Origin of the sequence: Halobacteriovorax sp. XZX-3, assembly GCF_043196495.1 — a bacterium.
In the GTDB taxonomy this organism is placed as follows: domain Bacteria; phylum Bdellovibrionota; class Bacteriovoracia; order Bacteriovoracales; family Bacteriovoracaceae; genus Halobacteriovorax_A.
In genome coordinates this window covers 1310965-1328188 of the sequence record NZ_JBEBMO010000001.1, presented here as the reverse complement: position 1 = coordinate 1328188, position 17224 = coordinate 1310965, and the positions used below count along the sequence as shown (strand labels likewise).

15 protein-coding genes are annotated in these 17224 nt (G+C 37.8%); 12 read left to right on the top strand and 3 right to left on the bottom strand.

Annotated features, from left to right (window positions below; genetic code table 11):
• Positions 1-3: 3 nt before the first annotated feature.
• From ABMA70_RS06310 to ABMA70_RS06300, 3 genes are all read left to right on the top strand, one after another.
• On the top strand, positions 4-1350 hold the full coding sequence (locus tag ABMA70_RS06310) for a S41 family peptidase (protein WP_103216376.1): 1347 nt from the start codon (positions 4-6) through the stop codon (positions 1348-1350).
• Positions 1351-1416: 66 nt separating this feature from the next.
• Positions 1417-2715, top strand: coding sequence for an exodeoxyribonuclease VII large subunit (gene xseA / locus ABMA70_RS06305; RefSeq protein WP_392990927.1), 1299 nt, complete (start codon positions 1417-1419; stop codon positions 2713-2715).
• Positions 2715-4151: a histidine kinase dimerization/phospho-acceptor domain-containing protein gene (locus ABMA70_RS06300; RefSeq protein ID WP_392990929.1), complete on the top strand. Its 1437-nt coding sequence runs from the start codon at positions 2715-2717 to the stop codon at positions 4149-4151. Before xseA ends, ABMA70_RS06300 begins: the two co-directional genes overlap by 1 nt.
• Here the strand turns inward: ABMA70_RS06300 and ABMA70_RS06295 are convergent, their stop codons facing one another.
• The 3 genes from ABMA70_RS06295 to ABMA70_RS06285 form a co-directional block, all read right to left on the bottom strand.
• Positions 4152-5480, bottom strand: a complete 1329-nt coding sequence (locus ABMA70_RS06295; RefSeq protein ID WP_392990931.1) for a PolC-type DNA polymerase III — start codon at positions 5478-5480, stop codon at positions 4152-4154.
• A 97-nt stretch (positions 5481-5577) separates the two neighbouring features.
• Positions 5578-6402 (bottom strand): purine-nucleoside phosphorylase, encoded by an 825-nt coding sequence (locus tag ABMA70_RS06290; RefSeq protein WP_392990933.1) that lies wholly within the window; start codon positions 6400-6402, stop codon positions 5578-5580.
• 8 nt (positions 6403-6410) lie between these two features.
• Positions 6411-7730, bottom strand: coding sequence for a thymidine phosphorylase (locus ABMA70_RS06285; protein ID WP_103216381.1), 1320 nt, complete (start codon positions 7728-7730; stop codon positions 6411-6413).
• Positions 7731-7891: 161 nt separating this feature from the next.
• On the opposite strand from ABMA70_RS06285, the gene ABMA70_RS06280 reads away from it, so the two are divergent.
• The 9 genes from ABMA70_RS06280 (at position 7892) to ABMA70_RS06240 (ending at position 17180) form a co-directional block, all read left to right on the top strand.
• Positions 7892-8287, top strand: a complete 396-nt coding sequence (locus tag ABMA70_RS06280) for a hypothetical protein (protein WP_103216382.1) — start codon at positions 7892-7894, stop codon at positions 8285-8287.
• 86 nt (positions 8288-8373) lie between these two features.
• Positions 8374-9588 carry a NupC/NupG family nucleoside CNT transporter gene (locus tag ABMA70_RS06275; protein WP_103216383.1) on the top strand — a complete coding sequence of 405 codons (1215 nt, stop codon included), beginning with the start codon at positions 8374-8376 and terminating at the stop codon, positions 9586-9588.
• A 182-nt stretch (positions 9589-9770) separates the two neighbouring features.
• Positions 9771-11342 carry an Rne/Rng family ribonuclease gene (locus ABMA70_RS06270; protein ID WP_103216384.1) on the top strand — a complete coding sequence of 524 codons (1572 nt, stop codon included), beginning with the start codon at positions 9771-9773 and terminating at the stop codon, positions 11340-11342.
• A gap of 49 nt (positions 11343-11391) precedes the next feature.
• A complete protein-coding gene (locus ABMA70_RS06265; protein WP_103216385.1) occupies positions 11392-12003 on the top strand; it encodes an LON peptidase substrate-binding domain-containing protein in 612 nt (203 codons plus the stop codon).
• A 323-nt stretch (positions 12004-12326) separates the two neighbouring features.
• Positions 12327-12944 carry a 30S ribosomal protein S18 gene (rpsR, locus tag ABMA70_RS06260; protein ID WP_103216386.1) on the top strand — a complete coding sequence of 206 codons (618 nt, stop codon included), beginning with the start codon at positions 12327-12329 and terminating at the stop codon, positions 12942-12944.
• 41 nt (positions 12945-12985) lie between these two features.
• Positions 12986-13996 (top strand): DUF2232 domain-containing protein, encoded by a 1011-nt coding sequence (locus ABMA70_RS06255; RefSeq protein WP_103216387.1) that lies wholly within the window; start codon positions 12986-12988, stop codon positions 13994-13996.
• Position 13997: 1 nt separating this feature from the next.
• The gene (rplI, locus tag ABMA70_RS06250) at positions 13998-14612 is read left to right on the top strand and encodes a 50S ribosomal protein L9 (RefSeq protein WP_103216388.1); all 615 of its coding nucleotides are present in this window, start codon (positions 13998-14000) and stop codon (positions 14610-14612) included.
• A 71-nt stretch (positions 14613-14683) separates the two neighbouring features.
• Positions 14684-16045, top strand: a complete 1362-nt coding sequence (gene dnaB, locus ABMA70_RS06245; RefSeq protein WP_233189671.1) for a replicative DNA helicase — start codon at positions 14684-14686, stop codon at positions 16043-16045.
• Positions 16020-17180 carry a chorismate-binding protein gene (locus tag ABMA70_RS06240; RefSeq protein WP_393022144.1) on the top strand — a complete coding sequence of 387 codons (1161 nt, stop codon included), beginning with the start codon at positions 16020-16022 and terminating at the stop codon, positions 17178-17180. Before dnaB ends, ABMA70_RS06240 begins: the two co-directional genes overlap by 26 nt.
• Positions 17181-17224 lie beyond the last annotated feature (44 nt).

The window sequence follows — 17224 nt, the reverse complement described above, 5'->3', positions numbered from 1 at the left end:
ATAATGAAAAAGCTATTTGTTGCTCTTATGCTTACGGCATTTGTAGCACCTGCTCAGGCAAAGCAAACTGAGAGGTCGCGTTTTGAAAAGCTCGAACTCTTCAATAAAGTTATTCATATCATCGAAACAAATTATTACCGAAAGGTAGATATTGATAAGCTCATTGATGGAGCACTAAAGGGAATGTTTCAAACATTAGACCCTCACTCTGCATTTTTAGATGAAGAAGTATTCAAGAAGATGCAAGAAGACACAAGTGGCGAGTATGGTGGACTTGGAATAGAAGTTACGCAAAAAGATGGTGTTCTTGTCATTACAACTCCAATCGAGGATTCTCCTGCTGAAAAAGCGGGCCTTCTGCCAGGAGATAAAATTGTTGAAATTAATAATGAGTCAACAATTGGTATCACTCTTGATGAAGCCGTTGATCGTATGAAAGGTGAGCTTGGAACTGTTATTAACCTAGGAATCCTAAGAGCTGGTGAAAAAGATATTCGTAACTTCAAGGTAAAGCGCCAAAAGATCAAGACTAAGCCAGTTAAGTCATTTGCAGTAAATAACTATGCTGTTATTCGTTTAAGCCAATTTCAAAAAGATGCAGCTGAATATGTAGTAAAGGCACTTAAAAAGGAAAAAAAGAAACTTGGAAAGAATTTTAGAGGAGTTGTTCTAGATCTTCGCTCGAACCCAGGTGGACTTTTAAATGAAGCAGTAAATCTTGCTTCAATCTTTTTAAATGATGGAGTAGTTGTTTCGACTGAAGGTCGTGATCCAAAGAATAAAGAAATTCGTTATGTTAAAAAGAGTGGCCATAAAGAACTAGAGATACCTGTTGCTGTATTAATTAACGGCTCAAGTGCTTCTGCTTCTGAAATTGTGGCAGGTGCTCTCCAAGATCACAAGCGTGCTCTAATTGTTGGGACAAATTCTTTTGGAAAAGGAAGTGTACAAACCGTTTCTCAAGTTTCAGAAGAGCAGGGGATTAAACTTACAATTGCCCAGTATATGACACCAAAAGGAAGAAAAATTCAGGCCCTTGGTATTAAGCCTGATGTTCAAGTTTCACAAGTCGAAGGTGAATTTGTTGAAGAGCATATGTATGATGATGGTGGAGTAAGAGAAGTCGATCTTAGAAATCACTTAACGGCCACTGTTGAAACTGAAGAAGAAAAGGAAGCTCGTCTTAAGCGTGAAAAAGCAGCACGTCTAAAAAGAATTGAAAGAGCAAAAGAAATCAATCAAAAGAAAGATGAATCATCGGTAGCTAGAAAGTATTCGGCCGACAAAGACTACCAAGTTCTTCAGGCAATTAAATTTTTAAACGCAGTCAATAAATTTCAAAATATCTAGTTGAAATCACAGTGGGATGACGCTCTTTGTCTTCCCACTTTGTGCCTTTTTTAACATCATTAAGGGATGAATAATAAAGTCCCATCAGTCTCACAACTCGTAAATCACATTAAGAAAAATCTCGAGTCTAATTATCAAAATATTAGTGTAACAGGAGAGGTTTCAAACCTTAGCTCCTCTGGTGCAGGACATTGGTATTTCTCTCTTGGTGATGGCAGTGCCCTCATGCAAATGGCCCTTTTTAAAATGGATGCCATGAGAAATCCAGTCATTAAAAATATTCGTGCAGGAGATAAGGTTATTGTCTCTGGTTCTGTTTCTGTTTATCCGAGTCGTGGAACTTTTCAGTTAATTGTTAAGCGTATTGTGCCGGCGGGTAAGGGTGATCTTCAGGAACAATTTGAATTATTAAAAAAGAAACTTCAAGCAGAAGGTCTTTTTGATATGAGTTCAAAGCAGCCGATACCGACGATGCCAAAACGAATTGGTGTTATTACGGCAAAAGGAGCCGCGGCCCTGCAAGACTTTTTAAATGTATCTCAAAGAAGATCTGAGTATCATCAGGTTCTTCTTTCACCGGCCCTCGTTCAAGGAGTAAATGCTCCTGCCTCAATTCGTAAGGCCCTTGAAAAACTCATTGCTTATCATTTAAAGGCAAAAGAAGAGGGGCGTACTAAAGATATGTTAGATGTTATCGTTCTCACTCGTGGTGGTGGGTCGATGGAAGACCTCTGGGCGTTTAATGACGAAGCACTTGCTTGGGATATTTATAATTGCCCAATCCCAACGATTAGTGCCGTTGGTCACCAAGTGGACTTTACAATCTCTGATTATGTAGCCGATCTTAGGATGGAGACGCCTTCAGCTGCTGCAGAAGTTTTAACTCAAAAATTTATGGCCTTAGATTCTGATATGAATCGCATTCGTAAGGATTTAAAAGGTGCCATGAATATGGAACTTCGTCGTCGCTATGATGTTCTTTCTGAAACATCACCGAAGAGTTTCCTCATTGCTCTTAAATCGAAAATTTCAGATTATAAGCATGAGCTTGAGAAGCTAAATCTTATTAAGAGAAAAGAACAGATCCTATCTCTTTATGAATATACTTTTGAGCTTGATCGCCTTAGTCGTCAGCTCGTAAAAGCAATCCAAAATAAAATTGTGAATTATAAAAATAAGAATATGGAATTTGAAAAAATTCTCGGTGCCTTAAATCCTAAAAATGTTCTAACTCGCGGATATGCCTATACTCAAATTGGCGATAAAGTTATCAGTAGTGCCAAGGACATGGCAAAGCTTGAAAATGTCGATGTGGATATTCACTACGCTGACGGTAAGGTGACTCTTCATAAAGGAGTTAACTAGTGAGTGCATCTCTTGGCTTTCAAGATAGTGAAGTTAATTCGCCTAAACAAAATTTTTACTACCACTCAAATATAGAGATTGATGAAGAGCTGGAGCGCAATCTAAACTATTCTGGATTTAGCTCTAGTGATTATGAATTTGATTTTTCAATTGAATCTAGTATCCCTCTAATTGTTAAGTTAGAAGACCACATTATTGAGATTGAAACAATAGAGAATCTTAAAGAGCTTCTTCATTTCAAAAGAGAGCTTGCAAGAGTCTTTAAATTAAACTCTAGTATGGCCAGTGCCAATCTAGATGAAATGGAAATCGCAGGTCTTTATCTTGAAAAGGTATATCAAGATAATGATGAGAATTTTATAGCTGAACTTTTTAAGATCTCTGAAGTCAAAAATGAATTTAATATTAAGGTAATCGATAAGGCCGATTCACATCTTTACCCTGTTAAAGAAGACTATTGTTTTGAAGATAGTACTTCTTATTATCTACTTACTGTAAAAGGGGATAGGGAAGAAGCTTTTTTGGCCGCACAAGCGATCGCCAATGTTATTCAATTAATTAATGTTAACCAAGAAGAGCTTTCAAGTGAGCAATTAGGTGTTACAGACCTAATTAACAAATTGTCATATCCTGTTGTTATTTTGAGTGATGATGGTATCGTTCACTATCATAATGATCACTTTCTAAAGCTTGGTATCACACCAAATAATCTTATTAAGAATATTGATTCAGGATGGTTAGATATTGGAGATCAAAAGTATAAAATTCTTTCAAGTACAACTTCTAATTTAAAAACAATTTGTCTTGTTAAACAGGAATTCAATTATACAAAGTCTCACTCTGAACTTGGTATTATTACAAGCTCGATTGCCCACGAACTCAATAATCCTCTTGCGGGAATTCTTGCGGCCATTAATATGTTAGAACTTGAAGAGTGGGAAGAAGACGATTTAACAATCCTAAATGAAATGAAGGCATCAGCAAATCGTTGTAAAAATCTGATTAATACCTTCCTCGGTTTCGCCAAGGTTAACGATCAACTAAGTCGCCAAAGTACTTTCTCTAGCATTCTGCAACAGGCAATCTCGCTACTAAGTAATCGAAAAATAGAATCGGGAATATCGATTCATACAAATATTTCAAATGATCTCAAAGAATATGCCATCAGTGGTGCGAGTCTTCCAATCATTCTCTACTTAATCCTAAGTGAGATGATGACGCTTAAAAATCACGAACTCTTAATTGATGCTAGCTCTAACTCAATCGATTGTAACTTCTATCGTAGTGAACACGATATCATTCTTACGGTTAAGAATCTCAATATCGAAGGACAAAAGAGTAAGATCTTAAACCGCTTAATCATCCACTTACTTGCACTTGAAAATTCACGGGTTGAAATTCATGGGCAGGAAATTGTGATTTATAATTTGGTCTGATTAAATAAACGCTTCCGGATAATTATACTTATTCGGATTCACTTCAATGAACTTATCAAGTTGAGTAAAGAAGAAGTCCTTATTCTTTAGGGCAAATGAATCCTTAAAGATCATAAGCTCGCGTTCTTGGCGTAGGTTCTTTGCCATATAAAGATTAACAAGTTCCTGCAGCATTTCAGGGAAGTGAATTTCTTTAAGCTTCTGCGCTTTCTTGCGATTAGACTTTGAGTTGATATATTGAATTAGCTTCTTGTCGTGACCAGGGTAGCGAAAGATTAAACCTTGTCTAATCCCTAGGGCGCCAAGAGGGTAGATTGTATATTGTTCTGGCACAAGGTGATTCATAAGAACGAAGTCAGCTTGCTTGATTTTTTGAAGCTCTTCTTTGTACTCGGCGTTTAGTTCTTCTTTCGTACCATCGCCAATCAGGTTTTGACGAAGCATTGTGATGGCCTCTTCTTGATCGGCTTCATCCATTTTATTAAATGAATGATTAAAGCGAATAAGGGCCTCTAGAATTGGTCCACTAAGTTTTATCGAAATTGTTTGCCATTCGAGATCTTTAATACGCTCACTAATGAATTGAATTTCATTATCTTTGTTCGTACATGGGAAAGAGAAGAGGATCACTCCGTTTTGTCCTTTTACTGTAATAACAAAAGGAGCAAAAATCTTTTTCATCTTTGCTACGATTTCTTCGTGCTCACTTGTATCTTTTTTAAAGTTACAAAGATCGAGCTCGTAGCGATTTTTTGGGTAGTAAAGATGATTGATCTTCTTAATATCTTTTTCAATAAAGATATTGAGATAGTTTAAGAAGAGTTGGGCCGTCGCGATAGCATCATCAAGGGCACGGTGTGCCTTTTGGTGAGAAATATTAAAAATACGCGACATATAGTTTAGATTCGAGTTCATGAGAGTTGGAATAAGATACTTCGTCATAAGGTTTGTACACAAACCCTTATTCTCAAGTTGCTTTCTTCCAAGCCTTTCTAAAACTGAATTTAAAAATGGAATATCAAATGAAGAGTTGTGAGCGATAAGAACTCGGTCACCAATAAACTCTAGAACTTCATCAATAACGGCATCAATTATTGGTGCGCCTTCAACTTCATCTTGTGTGATGGAAGTTAGCTTTTGAATGAAGTCTGGGATTTTTCTTTCTGGATTGATAAGAAAGCTTTTTTGAGCTCCTACTTCCAGGTTATCGATTTGGACAAGTCCAATTTCAATGATTTTATCTTTTTTCTGGTTTCCACCAGTCGTTTCTAAATCGAAGACGCAGAAGCTCATGTCTGCTAGCATTTTCTTTGAAGAATGTGTTTCCATCAATAATCCATGAAAGCCGAGTATTCACTCGTGGTTAGGTATTGAATAGATTATAGCAAAGTTCTCCCCACCGAGGTAGGGAGAAATTATGATTTTTTTATTTGATATTTGAGATAACTTCTTCAAGAAGCTCTAGAAATTTCTTCATTACACGAGCGGCCTCGTGCTTAATATCATCGTGATTTAGTTTAGTATTCTCAATCCCTGCGGCCATATTTGTCACACAAGAGATACCAAGAACATCAAGTCCCATGTGGTTAGCAGCAATACACTCTTGTACTGTCGACATTCCAACAAGGTCTCCACCAAAATTACGATACATACGAATTTCCGCCGGAGTTTCATAAGTTGGTCCCATTACACCAACATAAACACCTTCTTTAAGATCATATGAAATATTCTTTGCCGAAGCATGTGCAATTTCTTTAAGAGCAGGTGACCATGCATAAGTCATATCTGGAAAACGAGTTCCTAGCTCTTCAATATTTTCTCCCACAAGACAGTTTTCACCAGTTAAGTTTAGGTGATCTGTAATTAGAACAAGTGAACCAGAGCTGTAATCTAAATTAATCCCACCAGCAGCATTTGTGATGATTAGATTCTTAATTCCAAGTGTCTTTAATACACGAACAGGAAAAACAACTTCATCAAGAGAGTGGCCTTCATAGCGGTGAATGCGTCCTTGCATAACAGCTACAACTTTTCCACCTAGCTCACCCATAACAAGTTGACCTTTGTGGCCCTTAACTTTTGTCTTTTTAAAACCTGGGATATCTTCGTAGCTGATTTCAACTTTGTTTTCTAAAAGGTTAGCAAATTCACCAAGTCCTGAACCTAGGATAACTCCAATATCAGGTGCCTTGTCATATTTGCTTTGGATATAACTTTTTGTCTCTTCTAGTCTTTTAAAAATTGCGTGCATACGTACCTCTAGATTTCCTTCACTTCAAAGATTAACTTACTTGCTTTAGGCTTAGCAGTTGTAACTTTAATATCTTTCTTTAAGTCTGCAAGGATAGCTTCAACTTGTTTCTTCTGATCTTTGTTATGGTAGATCTCAACAAGTGCTTCACCTTTAGAAACCTTGTCACCAACTTTCTTATTAAGAATAAAACCAACTCCAAAGTCGATCTTATCAGTTGCTTTTGCACGTCCACCACCAAGGCTTACACAGTGTAGGCCCATGTTCTTGCAAGCAATCGCAGAAACGTAACCATTCTTAGTTGCGCTAAATACAGTCTTCTCTTTTGCTAGAGGTAGGCGAGAGTAGTCGTCACAAACTTTCTCATCTCCGCCTTGAACCTTAATAAGGTTTTTGAAAACTTTAAGTGCTTTTCCATTATCAATTACTGCTTGCGCTTTCTTTTCACCTTCTTTAAGTGAATCAGCTTTTCCTGCAATATAGATCATTGCACCTGCAAGCTTAACACTGATATCAGTTAAGTCTTTTGGACCGTTACCTTTTAGTGTCTCAATTGATTCGATGATCTCTAGAGAGTTACCAATATACTGACCTAGTGGTTGATTCATATCTGTAATCATTGTGATCATACGCTTATCAAAGCGCTTTGCTGTATCACGAAGACTTTTTGCTAGTGCTTTTGCATCCTTGATATTATCCATGAATGCACCGTCACCAACTTTAATATCCATCACGATACCATTAGCACCTTCCGCTAACTTCTTACTCATGATTGATGCTGTAATTAATGGGATTGATTCAACTGTTCCCGTTACATCTCTTAGACCGTAGATGATTTTGTCAGCAGGAGCGATATCCTTTGTTTGACCAATAAGAACGATCTTCTCTTTATTAAGTTGCTTTTTGAATTGTTCAAGAGTTAGTTCAGTTTTGAATCCTTTAATCGATTCAACTTTATCAACTGTTCCACCTGTATGGCCTAAACCACGTCCGGCCATCATTGGAACCTTAACTCCGCATGCCGTAGCGATTGGGCCAAGAATGAACGATGCCTTGTCTCCAACACCACCAGTTGAATGTTTGTCGATCACGTTCACTCCTGAGAACTTTAGCGTCTTTCCAGAGTAAAGCATGGCATCTGTAAGAGCGGCAGTTTCTTTTACGCTCATACCATTTAAGTAAATGGCCATTAGTAGTGCAGACATTTGATAGTCAGCAACGTCACCATTTGTAATCCCATTTATGAACCACTTAATTTCTTCATCTGTTAATTTTTTACCATCTCTTTTTTTTGAGATGATCTGATATGCGCTAAAATTTTCCGACATAGTATTCCTTTTAAAAATTTAATTCCCTAATAATTCCTGTGCATTTATTGCATCAAATTACTTATGCGTATAGAATAGTAAAAGGGTCATTATAGACACGGCCATTAGAGGTGGCAATGATGAAACTTAATGCGTAGCGCAGGGATTTTAAGGTTTTAGAAATGTTCAAAAAAATTATCATTATATGTTTAGCTCTTACATTTTCATTCTCTTCATTTGCACAAACAAATTTTAAGGAAGAAGGATTACGTGACTTAACAACTGTTGCTGGTCTTGGCCTTGGTGGTGCTATTCTTGGTCTGTCGACATTATCTTTTGTTGAGGAGCCTAAGGATCACCTTAAAAATATTCTCGTTGGTGCTGCTGTAGGGATTGTTGTTGGTGTTGGTGTTGTGGCCTACAATCAAGCTGCAAAGTCGCAGGCGACAATTCGTCAAACAGGTTACCGTGACTTTGATACGACTAGTCGTCTTAATTGGCATGCGTCAAATACGGCACAAGATATCAAAGAGTTTAATGCTGTAAATCCAAAAGTTGGTTGGTCGTTTAACTTCTAATTATTCTTTTTTATTGTCCATTTATGCTCAAACCTATACTCTAAGGCTAATTTTAGAATTAATTTAATTTAGTAATAGGGTATTCCATGGAAAGAGTTATTTCGGCATTTGGTTTGATCGTTATGGTTGGTGTTGCTTTTGCATTATCAAATAACCGTAAGAAAATTAATTGGCGTCTCGTTCTTTCTGGCTTAGCTCTTCAGATCTTCTTTGGTCTCATCATTCTAAAAACTGATGTAGGGCAAAACTTCTTTGAAGGTGCACGTGGTTTTTTCACTGCAATTCTAAATTATACTAACGAAGGTTCAGGCTTTATCTTTGGTCCACTATCAAATGTTCCAAAATTCGGCTTTATTTTCTTTGTCATGGTTCTTCCGACAATTATTTTTATGTCTTCATTAATGAGTGTATTTTATCACTTAGGTATCATGCAGGTTGTTATTAAGGCTTTTGCTAAAGTCATGTCAGTTGTGATGGGGACATCGGGAGCTGAGTCTCTAGCGGCCGCTGCCAATATCTTTGCTGGGCAAACTGAGGCACCACTTGTGGTAAAGCCACTGGTTTCAAAAATGACACAATCGGAACTTATGGCGCTAATGACTGGTGGAATGGCCACTGTTGCAGGTGGGGTTCTTGCTTCATATGTTGGTTTTGGAATTGATGCTGCACACTTACTTTCGGCATCAGTTATGTCGGCTCCAGCGGCACTTGTTTGTGCCAAGCTTATGGTGCCAGAGACACAAGAGTCTCTAACTCAAGGTGACTTAAAATTAGATTTAAAAGATAACAGTGTAAATTTAATCGATGCTGCGGCCAATGGTGCAAGTGAAGGTGTAAAGCTTGCCATTAATGTTGGTGCAATGTTGATTGCAATCATTGCTCTTGTAGCAATGTTCAACGGTGCTCTTGGCCTAATCACAGGTTGGTTTGGTTTTGAAGGAATTACTCTTGAGCTAATCATGGGTAAATTATTTGCTCCATTTGCTTGGTTATTAGGTGTTGAGTGGAAGGATGCGGAAATCGTGGGAATGCTTCTTGGTAAGAAGTTAGTACTAAATGAGTTCGTGGCCTACTTAGACCTTAAGGCGAATATGGGTAACCTATCGGAGCGCTCAATTACTATTGCAACGTATGCCCTTTGTGGTTTTGCCAATTTCTCATCAATTGGGATTCAAATTGGTGGAATCGGTGGGATCGCTGAAAACCGTAAGCAAGACCTTGCAAAGCTAGGTGTGAAGTCTCTAATTGCAGGGACACTTGCATGTTTCATGACGGCCTGTATCGCTGGTATCTTCATTTAATTCTAATTTATTTTAATGATTGATTAGTTGAGTAGGGTAACGCGGAATATTATATCTTCTAGCGCAAAACCTTGCCCAGACGTACAATTATTAGTAGGTTAAAGTCTTTGGCTTGAGCTATGCTCGCCGACTTGCCTCGTGTTTTTATTGCATATTTCGATTTGAGTTTAAAAGGAATATATATGTCTAAAGATTTAATTATTAACAAAACAGTTAACGAGTGGCGTGCTGTTTTGATGGAGAATGGTGAAATTCTCGACTTCCTAATGGAGAGAACTAAGCCAACGACAACGCCGCATCCACGCCTTGGGAATATCTACCGAGGAAAAGTATTAAGAGTTTTACCAGGAATGCAGTCTGCATTCGTTGACATCGGCTATTCAAAAGCAGCTTTCCTCTACGTTGATGATGCTTATCTTCCGACTCTTGATGAGCAAAGAGAGATGGCAAAGAAGGCCGAGGAAATTAAGAAAGAGAAGAAAGAAAATGGCCTTGTGATTCCTGATGAGTTAGCAACTCTTTCAGAATCGATGGATATGAAAATGCGTCCAGAGTCTGCAACGATTGAATCATTCTTAAAAGAAGGGGATGAGATCATTGTTCAAGTTGCAAAAGAGCCTATTTCAACTAAAGGTCCACGTGTTACTCGTCATGTAACAATCCCTGGGCGCTATGTTGTTTATATGCCTTTTATTGAGCACACTGGTGTTTCTCGCCGTATTGAAAATGAGGAAGAGCGTGATCGTCTAAAAGAGATGCTTGAGACAATTCGTCCAGAAGGTAAGGGTGTTATTGCTCGTACTGTTGCGGAAGGAAGCTCATATAAAACTCTTAAGTCTGACTACGATATGCTGACAAAAATTTGGAAAGAGGTGCAAAAGAAATCTGAAAAAGAAAAAGCACCTGCGCTTTGTTATGAAGACTTAACTTTTATTCAACGAGTTTTAAGAGATATTACAGATGAAGATGTTGATAATATTATTATCGACGATAAAGACGGTGTGAAAGAAGTTGAAAAATTTGCAACAAAGTATCTTCCACAAATTAAGGGGAAGGCAAAATTCTTTGATGAAACAAATCCGATCTTTGAAAAATTTGGTGTTGATATTGAAATTGAAAGGGGACTAAGCAATAAGGTTTACCTTCGTTCAGGTGGTTCACTAAATATCGACCAAACAGAGGCCCTTGTTTCAATTGACGTTAACACGGGTAAATTTGTCGGACGAAAAACATTAGAAGAAACAATTCTTCGCACTAATCTTGAAGCAGTTAAAGAGATCGCTTATCAGCTAAGACTTAGAAACTGTGGTGGGATTATTATTATCGACTTTATCGATATGGAAAAAGTTGAAAACCGCGAAGCTGTTTATAACTCACTAGTAGACGCTCTTAAGAAAGATCGTTCAAAAACAAAAGTCCTTCCTATTTCCGAACTAGGGCTTGTTGAGATGACTCGAAAGAGAACTCGTGACACTCTTACACGTATCATGTGTGAGCCTTGTCCATACTGTGAAGGAAATGGAATTGTAAAAACAGTAAATACGATTTGCTATGAGATTGTTCGTGAACTTGGAAAGAAAATTCGCAACAATCCAGAGTCAAAGAAGATATCAATTTATGCTCACCCAGAAGTGACGGCATCTCTTTGTGGTGAAGAGCTTGATATTATCGAAACGATGGAAGAGGTATTCAGCGTTAATCTTCAGATTCGCTCGGAGAACTCTTATCACGTTGAACAATACGAAATATTCTAGCTGCATGGGTGCCTAAGGCACCCTTACTTGCTTTTAAGGTTTTACTGATATGAGAGCACTTCTATTCCCATTACATAAAGTTTCATATCAGGCGATCTTAAAAAAGCCCCTCAATATTTTTGAACCACGCTACATTCATATGATTCATGAAGCAGAGAAAACTAATACACCTGTCGCTTTGGCCTATGCGACTTTGCAAGATGCTGATGAAGAAGCTGATACCATTGGAATTGACCATGAAAAGTATCATGCGGTAAAGAGAGTTGTGGGGCTTGGCCGCGTACAAATTCTTCAAAAATCAAAAGATGGAACAATGCTTGTTGTCCTTGAGCCTCTTTTTAAAGGTCTCATCATGGACGTCTATAATGAAGAGCTTCCATTTAATACAATTGAAGTCGACCCGATTACAGAGTTTCTAACAGTGATGCCTGAGCACATGATTTCACTGCAAAGGCTTGGTCTCGTTTTTCGTCATTGGGCAAAATCATTTTTTAAAAATCAAGTTGAGTACGATGCCCTCATGGAAGCAACAAAAGATCCTGTTGTTTTAATCGGGGCCATTACTGAATTTGTGGTTACTTCGCCAGATCTAAAGCAGGGAATTCTTGAAATCGATGATATCAACGCTAAGATCGACGTCCTCCTTGAATGGCTCGACTAAAGTAGTACGCGCCACCTTATCGAGAATTCAGTAGTTTAGGTTGTTCTCTTTTGAATAAATTGAAAAAAATTCGCATATTTAGGCTATTTTACGCTCATTCGAGGGATATTATTACCGTCGCTATCATCTAAGTGTCCGAAACTACATAGCTTTGCCCCTCCTTGTATTGTCCAACGTATTGTAATCACGTAAAGGTGGCGCGTACCCGAAGTCGCTTTACACAAAGCGCTGTTGCTGATAGATTAGCACCACATTTGACCGTTAATTTACTCGCTTCCCTGTGGTAGGGAGGCCAATAATAACTATTGTCCAGGAGATAAAGTATGATTTATGAGTTAGCATTAGTAGCTCACGCGGGCGCAACTGAAGAGCAACAAACTAGCCTTAAAAACCTAGTAGCAGAAGTTGTAAAAAATTACGAAGGTGAAGTCCTTTTAACTGATGATTGGGGAATGAGAACATTTGCTCAAACTGCCAAGAACGGTGCTAAAACAGGTAACTACATCTATTTCATCGTTTCAGGTAACAAAGACCTAAACACAGAACTTCAAAGACGTTTCAAAATCAACGAAGACGTTCACAAGTATCTAATCATTAAACTAGCAGACAACAACGCAGACGCAGAAGCTGTTGTTAAAGCTTACAAAACTCCATTCTCAAAAGCTCACCCAGGTTCACAAACTGATGAACTAGAAAAAGGTGCAGAAAAAGATAAGAGAAGATTTGCTAAGAGAAAGAACTGTTGGTTCAAAGCAAACAGCATCACTGCAGACTGGAAAGATCCAAAAACTTACAACTGGCTTATCAACGAGTTTGGTAAAATTCAACCAGCAAGAGTTACAGGTGTTTCTACTAAGCACCACAGATGGGCACAATCTGCAATTAAGAGAGCAAGAAATATTGGTCTAGTATCTCACGTTAGAGGTGACTTCGCTCACTAAGAGCGTTGAGAATTTAGTCTTAAGGGAATTAGAAAAAGATAATGAACGATAAGAAACCAAACACATTTACACTTATCTCAAAAGATAACTTCACAATTGGGAAGTTACTTTTCTTATGTGTAGTGAGTTTGATCTTAAGTGTTGCTTATCCACTAGGTGTATTTTCACCACTTCCAGTGGCATTCGCTTTCTTAATCTATGGAAACTTAAAGACGCTTGTGACTTTCGGTGTAATGATCGTTCTTTGCTTTATTGCTGCACAATCGAACGACTCTTTTTTAATCCTTGCTAACTCGGCGTACGTTTTATTCTACGCTGTTATCATTGGTTACTTGAGTGCCGCTACGATTTTACGCAATGAAGATCCTGTAAAAGGATTATTAAAGAGAGGATTTATACTCCTACTTGTGATCTTCGGACTTTTGGGAACAATTGAAGTGATTTTTCCTTCAACAATCTCGACGACGATTACAACTTCAGTAAATGAAGGTTTGTCACAATTAAAGAATTCACCAGATTATAAAGAATTAATTGCTCGCGGTGGTGAAGTCGCAGCAACTTACCAAAGTGTTTTTGAAAACCCAGAAGATATCATTAAGAGAATCTATCAATGGGGCTTCTCTGTTATTTTTGTAAGTACGTTCTTTATTTTATGGTTAACAGTTTTCATGCTTTTAAGAAATGCAAAGTTATGGAAAATGCTTCATGGCTACAAATTTGGTCTAAAGCACTTTGTGCGCTTTCAAGTGCCAGAGTACTTTGCCCTTATCGTAGTTATTGGGCTAGCTCTCTTCTTAGGTGGAGAGTATATTGGTGGTGAGATTGTTGAGGTTATTGGCCTTAATATCTTACTTTGCTTAGGAATATTCTATTTCTTTCAAGGAATGGGTGTTTACTTAGACTTCTTAAAATATATTAAGGTGACTGGGTTTGTTCGCTCAATTCTTGCGATTATGACTATTTTCTTTGCTCATCGTTTTATTGCGATTGTTGGCCTATTAGACTATTGGGTCAACTTTAGAAGATTTTTTAAAAATAATAAGGAGATATAAAATGAAAGTTATTCTTAAAGAAACTGTAAAGTCTCTTGGTAACGTTGGTGAGATCGTTAACGTTTCAGCTGGTTATGCAAGAAACTTCCTAATTCCAAATGGTGCTGCAGTTCTAGCTGATGAATCAAACACAGCTCAGGTTAAGCACTTTGAGAAACTACTTGCTAAGCAAGTTGAAGCTGATAAAGCATCTGCAACAAAAGTTGCTGGTGCAATCAATGGACTAAACATTGAACTTATCAAAAGAGTTGGTACTAACGGTAAACTATTTGGTTCTGTTACTACTCACGAACTTTCTCTTGAACTAGGTAAACTAGGTCACGATGTAGAAAGAAGACACCTTCTTCTAGAAAACCCAATCCGTGCGATTGGTAGCTACGAAGTTAAAGCTAAAGTTTTCGCAGGTGTAGATGCTACTTTTACAGTAACTGTAAAAATGGATCCAGCTCAAGAAGAAGAAAACAAGAAAAAAGCTGAAGAACTTGCTGCAATGAAAGCTGCTCAAGAACTTCTTGCTAAAGAAGCTGCTGAAGCTGCTGCTTCTGGTGACAACTCAGGTGAGATGTCTGAAGAAGAAAAGCTTAAGATGGAAGCTAATAGAATCCTAAGAAGCTAATTTTTTTCTTATATTAAAGAGGGGGGCTTTAAGCCTCCCTTCTTTTTTCTAATCATATTATGGGGCAGAATATGGTTGAGCAAAACAACTCGAACAACGCAAGAACACTTCCAAACGATACTCTTTCTGAGAAATCTCTACTTTCATGCTTAATTTTAGATAGTATGTCATTTGATGAAATCTCTGATTTAAAATTAGAGGGAAAGGATTTTTATAATCCGAAATATGGAATTGTATTCGATGCCATTAAAGATATGGTTCACTCGAATAACCCTGTTGATTACGTAACAATTTGTTCATATCTTTCAGACCACAATCGCCTTGATGAAATTGGTGGTCAGAACTTCATTCTTGATATTACAGAAGATCAGGTATCAAGTGCAAACCTTCGTCACTATGCAAAGACTGTAAAAGACAAGGCGTCTCTTAGAGACCTCGTTCGCCAAGCTAGAAAGGTAGCGGACAAAGGTGCAACTTTCTCTGGAAATGCACAAGACTTCATTCAGGAAGTAGAATCAATCTTCTTTGGTCTTACAAACGAGGCCAAGCAAGGAAGTATGATTAAGCTTAATGAGTGTCTAAAAGAAAACATTAAAGAAATTGAAGATACATCGCGCGTTGCCGGTGAGATTCATGGTGTACCGACTGGTTATGGTGCCCTTGATAAGTTATTACTTGGTATGCAACCTGGTCAGTTAATTATTCTAGCTGCCCGTCCTGCCATGGGGAAGACTGCTCTTGCTCTAAACGTTGCACAGAATGCTTGTGAGTTCTCAAAACTTCCAGTTGCTCTTTTCTCTCTGGAGATGATGGCCAAGGAACTTTCAATGAGACTTCTAACTCAACGTGCGAAGATCGATTCAAAAAGAATTCGTACAAAAGAGTTCCTTGAAACAGATTTAAGAAAAATTGGGCAGGGGATTCAGCAACTTGCTGATATGCCAATTTATATTAATGATAATGCTGGGACAAACCTTCTCGATATTCAGTCTGCTTGTCGTAAGATCAAAGCATCTGAAGGTCTGGGACTTGTGGTTATCGACTACCTTCAGCTAATGAGTTCACACAATAAGATGCTTCCTCGTGAACAGCAGATTGCGGAAATTTCAAGGGGCCTAAAGAATATGGCCAAAGAACTTGAGTGTCCGGTAATCGCACTTTCACAGCTTAACCGTGGGGTTGAATCTCGTCCTAACAAACGTCCAATGACTTCGGATCTTCGTGAATCTGGATCAATTGAGCAGGATGCGGATATTATTATGTTCGTATATCGTGATGAATATTATAACCCTGATACAAAAGATCAGGGGATTGCAGAAGTTATCGTTGGTAAAAACCGTGGTGGTGAAGTTGGAACTGCAAAGCTAACATTCGTTGGTGCGCATACAAGTTTCGAAAATATCGCCTATGCACAAGACGATGGCAGAAACTAGTCAATCGACTTACGCTCTCTTTAAACATGAAGAAGGCTTCTTAAAACTTGAGAGGCCTTCAAAATACCTTCATATAACAAATAAGAAAATTTACGATCGACTCCGTCAAACTGAACAGGACTTCTCTGTTGCTGCTTTAAAAGACTTATTAGGACACTGCTGGCATGTGCAATCTCTGCATTATGAATTAGGCCATTACTTTTTGTCTGATGCCCCTTACTTTGAAGAAGAGCTAAGCCTTGCAACACTTATAAACTTTGAAGAGAAAAGCATTATAAGGCCTACAGAAGCCCATAAGAAAACGACAGCTACAGTAGAAAAAATTATTACTAAAGATGAGTATGAAAATCTATTTCATAAGACATATGAAAATTTATTGGCCGGAAATTGTTACCAGTTAAATCTAACTTCTCTTATCGAGTTAAAAATTTCAAATACAGATGATCTGATTAATACATTTTTAAGTATAGAGCTTTATCCCAAGCTCGGTGAATTTGCACATATCCTAAGTCTTCCATTTGAAGAGCGTCTCGTTATTAGTAATTCTCCAGAATGCTTATACGAGTATGACCACGAAAGAAAAAAGCTCACAACAAGACCAATCAAGGGAACTGTGGCCGATCACCTTGGCAAAGACTTCTTGATTAACGACGCCAAAAATACAAGTGAACTCAATATAATTACAGACCTCTTAAGACATGACCTGTCTGCCATTGGAAAAAACTTTTCAAAAGTTGAATCAATGCGCGAATTTTTTTATGTGCCAGGACTTATTCATCAGTACTCTAAAATAAGTGTGGAGCTAGAAGAGTGCAACAACCTCTCTTTAGTTACCTCCCTGTTTCCAGGAGGAAGTATCACTGGTGCACCGAAGAAAAGAGTCGTTGAATTGATAAAAAATATCGAAAACAAAGACCGAGGAATTTACACAGGTTCTACCATTTTAAATTTTGACAATATTTATAAATCATCTATAAATATCCGTTCTTTAGATATTGCATCATCTTCTAACCTCGCTCTATACGGGGCAGGAGGAGGAATCACTCTACTAAGTGACGCTGAGAGCGAATTCTTCGAACTAAAAGCCAAAGCTAATAGCTTTCTTAAGGTTTTCTTTAAGGATGTAAAAATCTAATAAATTCTTACATCTGTTTTGTTAGTTTTGACATTCAAATATCA

What these genes read in the sequence shown, in the direction of transcription:
- ABMA70_RS06310 (WP_103216376.1), top strand. Translation starts at nt 4, where the DNA reads ATGAAAAAGCTATTTGTTGCTCTTATGCTTACGGCATTTGTAGCACCT.
- xseA (WP_392990927.1), top strand. Translation starts at nt 1,417, where the DNA reads ATGAATAATAAAGTCCCATCAGTCTCACAACTCGTAAATCACATTAAG.
- ABMA70_RS06295 (WP_392990931.1), bottom strand. Translation starts at nt 5,480, where the DNA reads ATGGAAACACATTCTTCAAAGAAAATGCTAGCAGACATGAGCTTCTGC.
- ABMA70_RS06290 (WP_392990933.1), bottom strand. Translation starts at nt 6,402, where the DNA reads ATGCACGCAATTTTTAAAAGACTAGAAGAGACAAAAAGTTATATCCAA.
- ABMA70_RS06285 (WP_103216381.1), bottom strand. Translation starts at nt 7,730, where the DNA reads ATGTCGGAAAATTTTAGCGCATATCAGATCATCTCAAAAAAAAGAGAT.
- ABMA70_RS06280 (WP_103216382.1), top strand. Translation starts at nt 7,892, where the DNA reads ATGTTCAAAAAAATTATCATTATATGTTTAGCTCTTACATTTTCATTC.
- ABMA70_RS06275 (WP_103216383.1), top strand. Translation starts at nt 8,374, where the DNA reads ATGGAAAGAGTTATTTCGGCATTTGGTTTGATCGTTATGGTTGGTGTT.
- ABMA70_RS06270 (WP_103216384.1), top strand. Translation starts at nt 9,771, where the DNA reads ATGTCTAAAGATTTAATTATTAACAAAACAGTTAACGAGTGGCGTGCT.
- ABMA70_RS06265 (WP_103216385.1), top strand. Translation starts at nt 11,392, where the DNA reads ATGAGAGCACTTCTATTCCCATTACATAAAGTTTCATATCAGGCGATC.
- rpsR (WP_103216386.1), top strand. Translation starts at nt 12,327, where the DNA reads ATGATTTATGAGTTAGCATTAGTAGCTCACGCGGGCGCAACTGAAGAG.
- ABMA70_RS06255 (WP_103216387.1), top strand. Translation starts at nt 12,986, where the DNA reads ATGAACGATAAGAAACCAAACACATTTACACTTATCTCAAAAGATAAC.
- rplI (WP_103216388.1), top strand. Translation starts at nt 13,998, where the DNA reads ATGAAAGTTATTCTTAAAGAAACTGTAAAGTCTCTTGGTAACGTTGGT.
- dnaB (WP_233189671.1), top strand. Translation starts at nt 14,684, where the DNA reads ATGGTTGAGCAAAACAACTCGAACAACGCAAGAACACTTCCAAACGAT.
- ABMA70_RS06240 (WP_393022144.1), top strand. Translation starts at nt 16,020, where the DNA reads ATGCACAAGACGATGGCAGAAACTAGTCAATCGACTTACGCTCTCTTT.